Origin of the sequence: Pseudonocardia pini (genome assembly GCF_013870575.1) — a bacterium.
Lineage (GTDB): Bacteria > Actinomycetota > Actinomycetes > Mycobacteriales > Pseudonocardiaceae > Pseudonocardia > Pseudonocardia pini.
Window position 1 is genome coordinate 1 of sequence record NZ_JACBXB010000571.1, and the last position, 3,708, is coordinate 3,708.

4 protein-coding genes are annotated in these 3,708 nt (G+C 73.9%); 2 read left to right on the forward strand and 2 right to left on the reverse strand.

What is annotated here, in order from left to right:
- Window positions 1–578: hypothetical protein (locus H5J29_RS24885; protein ID WP_220187889.1), on the forward strand; the 578-nt coding region annotated here is incomplete at its 5' end.
- A gap of 589 nt (window positions 579–1,167) precedes the next feature.
- Here H5J29_RS24885 and H5J29_RS24890 read toward each other — a convergent pair.
- Both H5J29_RS24890 and H5J29_RS24895 read right to left on the reverse strand, forming a co-directional pair.
- A complete protein-coding gene (locus tag H5J29_RS24890; RefSeq protein ID WP_181783455.1) occupies window positions 1,168–1,833 on the reverse strand; it encodes a response regulator in 666 nt (221 codons plus the stop codon).
- A complete protein-coding gene (locus tag H5J29_RS24895; protein WP_181783456.1) occupies window positions 1,830–3,191 on the reverse strand; it encodes an ATP-binding protein in 1,362 nt (453 codons plus the stop codon). The genes H5J29_RS24890 and H5J29_RS24895 overlap by 4 nt, the downstream gene beginning before the upstream one ends.
- Here H5J29_RS24895 and H5J29_RS24900 point away from each other — a divergent pair.
- Window positions 3,190–3,708: PspC domain-containing protein (locus tag H5J29_RS24900; RefSeq protein ID WP_181783457.1), on the forward strand; the 519-nt coding region annotated here is incomplete at its 3' end. The two genes, H5J29_RS24895 and H5J29_RS24900, sit on opposite strands and share 2 nt — an antisense overlap.

Below are 3,708 nucleotides of genomic sequence, written 5' to 3' on the forward strand. Positions count from 1 at the left end.
AGACCGTCGGCGCGGCCGGCGGCGGTGCGGCAGCCGTGGTCGCCCCGGCCGTGAAGCCCGTCGCGCAGGCGGTGGCGCCGATCAGCACACCGCTCGTCGAGCGGGTGGCGGAGCCTGCGGTGCAGAACCTCGTCGCACCCGTCGCGCAGGCGGTCAAGCCCGCGGTCACTCCGGTGGCCGACGTGCTCGCCCCGGTCACCACCCCGCTGCTCCAGGCCACCGCCCCGCTCACCCAGCCCGTGCTGGAGGCCACCGCGCCGGTCACCGACCCCGTGCTCAAGGCGGTCGCGCCGGTCACGGGGCTGCTGGACACCTCCTCGGGCGGGTCGGCCGTGCCGACCCAGCGGTCGGCCGACTCCCGGTCCGGTTCCGGTTCGGACTCCGGGTCGACCCGGTCCGAGGAGTCGTCCGACTCGGGCTCGTCGAACGACTCCGGGTCGTCGAACGACTCCGGGTCGTCGGAGGACTCCCTGGTCGGTGCGGTGAGCGAGGGTGTCGGCGACGTGACCGAGCCGCTGGCGAAGGAGACCTCGAAGGTCACCGGCGCGGTCGGCGGCCTCCTCGGCGGCGGGAAGTAGCAGCCTGGTCGGCCCGCGGCCGTCCACGCCGCGGGTCGCTCGAGACGGTCACCGTCTCAGAGCGCCGGGCCGCGCGTCCCGCGGCTGCGCGTGCCTCAGCAGCGATCACCTCATCGCCCGACCCGAGCCCATGATCACCGTCTCGGCACAGGCATCCGCGCTCCTCGCGGCTGCGCGCGCCAGAACAGCGATCACCTCACGGCCCGCCCGGAGCCCGCGATCACCATCTCGGTGCGGCCCAACCGGGCCCGTGATCACCAGTTCGGAGCGGAGACCCGCGCTCACCGCGGCTGCGCGTGCCCAGACAGCGATCACCTCACGGCCCGACCGGAGCCCGCGATCACCATCTCGGTGCGGCCCGACCGGCCCGAGATCACCACTTCGGAGCGGAGACCCGCGCTCACCGCGGCTGCGCGTGCCCAGACAGCGATCATGAGAGCGCCGAGTGCCGGAACGAACCCGTCACCCGCCGAACCCTGCGACGACCGCTCCTCCCGCTCGCACCAAGATCACCGCTCCGGTACCCGGACCCGCGTCCCTCGCGGCTCCACGTACCGAAACGATGATCATGGACAGCGTCCTGTGGCGGTCAGACCAGGCGGCGGTCCGAGGCCCAGCGGGAGAGCTCGTAGCGGTTGGACAGCTGGGTCTTGCGCAGCACGCTGGAGACGTGGGTCTCCACGGTCTTCACCGAGATGAACAGCTCGCCCGCGATCTCCTTGTAGGCGTACCCGCGGGCCAGCAGCCGCAGGACGTCCCGCTCCCGCTTGGTGAGCAGGTCCAGCTCGGGGTCCACCGCGGGGGCGGCTCCGGGGCGGTCGGAGAAGGCGTCGAGCACGAAGCCCGCGAGGCGGGGCGAGAACACCGCGTCCCCCGCCTGGACCCGGCGCACCGCGTCGCCCAGCTCCCGGGCGGAGATCGTCTTGGTCACGTACCCGCGGGCTCCGGCGCGGATCACCGCGATCACGTCCTCGGCCGCGTCGGACACCGAGAGGGCGAGGAAGACGACGTCGGGCTGCTCCTTGCGGATCCGGCCGAGCACGGCCGCGCCGCCGCCGTCGGGCATGTGGACGTCGAGCAGGACGACGTGCGGCTTCAGGTGCCCGATCCCGGCGACGGCCTCGTCCACGGACCCGGCCTCGCCCACGATCTCCAGCGGCGGGTCGCCCGCGGCGCCGCGCTCCAGCTCGGCCCGCACACCCGCACGGAACAACCCGTGGTCGTCGACCAGGAACACCGTGATCGGATCGCTCATGACGCGGGGGTCTCCTGTTCCGAGAGGGTCATCGCCAGGTGGACCTCGGTGCCCTCACCCGGTGTGCTGCGCAGCCGGACCGTACCGCCGTGGCGGCCCATCCGGCCGTGGACGGAGTCCGCGAGCCCGTGCCGGTCATCGGGGACGGCCTCGGGATCGAAGCCCTTGCCGCGGTCCTTGACGAAGATGTTCACCTCGTCCTCCTCCACCTCGGCGTACACGCTGACCTCGTCGACGCCGGCGTGCTTGGCCGCGTTGACCATCGCCTCGCGCGCGGCGAGGACGAGGGCGCGCAGGCCGTCGTCGAGTGACCGGTCGCCCACGATCACGGGGTTGACGGTGATCGCGTAGGTGTCCTCGACCTCGGCCGCGGCGGTCTGCAGGGCGGAGGAGAGCGACTCGTCGATCGCGGGACCGACTCCCCGGCCGTAGCCCTGCGGGCCGTACAGCCAGTGCCGCAGCTCCCGTTCCTGTCCACGGGCCAGGCGCTGGACCTCGCGCGGGTCGTTCGACTGCTTCTGGATCAGCGCGAGGGTCTGCAGCACCGAGTCGTGCAGGTGGGCGGCGATCTCGGCGCGTTCCTCGGTCACGATCCGCTCCCGGCGCTCCTCGCCGAAGTCCCGGGCCAGCCGCACCCACCAGGGCACGGTCAGCACGCCGACCCCGACGAGCGTGGCCAGCACCGCCAGCACGCCGAACTGGATCTGACCGAGGTTGAGGTTGCCGAGCAGGAACACCGTGATGCCGGCGGCGACGAAGATCCCGCCGGCGACGATCCGGAGGACCGCGTTGCGCCCGCCGCCGAGGATCCCGGTGCGGGCCCCGGTGGTCCACCGGCGGCGCTGCGCCTCGTCCGCCTCCCGCCACACGACGGCGGCGCCGACGGCCGCCACGCCCAGCGGGCCGACGATCCAGCCCACCACCTGGTTCTGCAGCGCGGCGCCGACCAGGCCGATCCCGATCCCGAGCGCGGCCAGGCCCATGGCCTGCTGCCGCTCCTTGGCCGACACCTCGCGGGTGACGTCCGCGGCCTCCTGCCGCACGAACACCCACAACAGCCCGTAGGCCAGCACGCCCATCCCGTTCGCGGCCGCGAGCACGACGAACGCGGCCCGCACCCACAGCACCTGGACGCCCAGGTGGTCCGCGACCCCGCCCGCCACACCCGCGACGAGCCGGCCCGACCGACGACGCGCCAGCGGCGCCTTCGTCGGGCGGTCCTCCACTGTCTCGATGGGGCTGCTCACCACCCCATGGTCACACGCGCGGGCCCCGGGGACACCGGGGTCGCACCCCGGGGCGATTCGGGGTCGTCCCCGATACCGTGGGGGCGCGCACGCGGGGAGGGTCGCTGTCATGAGTAACTCCGCCGGCACCGACGTCGGGACGACGCTGCGGGACATGTGGGAGACCCGTCCCGCACGACCACGACGGGACCGCAAGGTCGCCGGCGTCGCCGCCGCCATCGCCCGCCGCTACGACATCGATCCGGTCCTGGTCCGCGTCGGCTTCGCCGTCAGCGCGTTCTACGGGATCGGCGTCTTCCTCTACCTGGCGGGGTGGCTGCTGCTGCCCGCCGCCGACACCGCGGACCCGCTCGACGGCGCGGGGCCGCGGCCCGCGACCTCCCGCGCCAACCCGTTCGTGCTCGTCCTGCTCGCGGTCCTACTGCTGGCGAGCGGCGGGATCTTCTGGGGTGGGGACGGCGGCATCGTCCTGCCCGCGCTGGCGGTGCTGGGGCTGTTGTTCCTGCTCCACCGCAGCCGGGCGGACAGGGGGATCCGGGGGGCCGGACCGGTCGGGACCCTCGGGACCCCCGGTTCCGACGCGACCGCGGGCCCGGCTGAGACCGGTGACCCCGCCGACGTGCCGGGC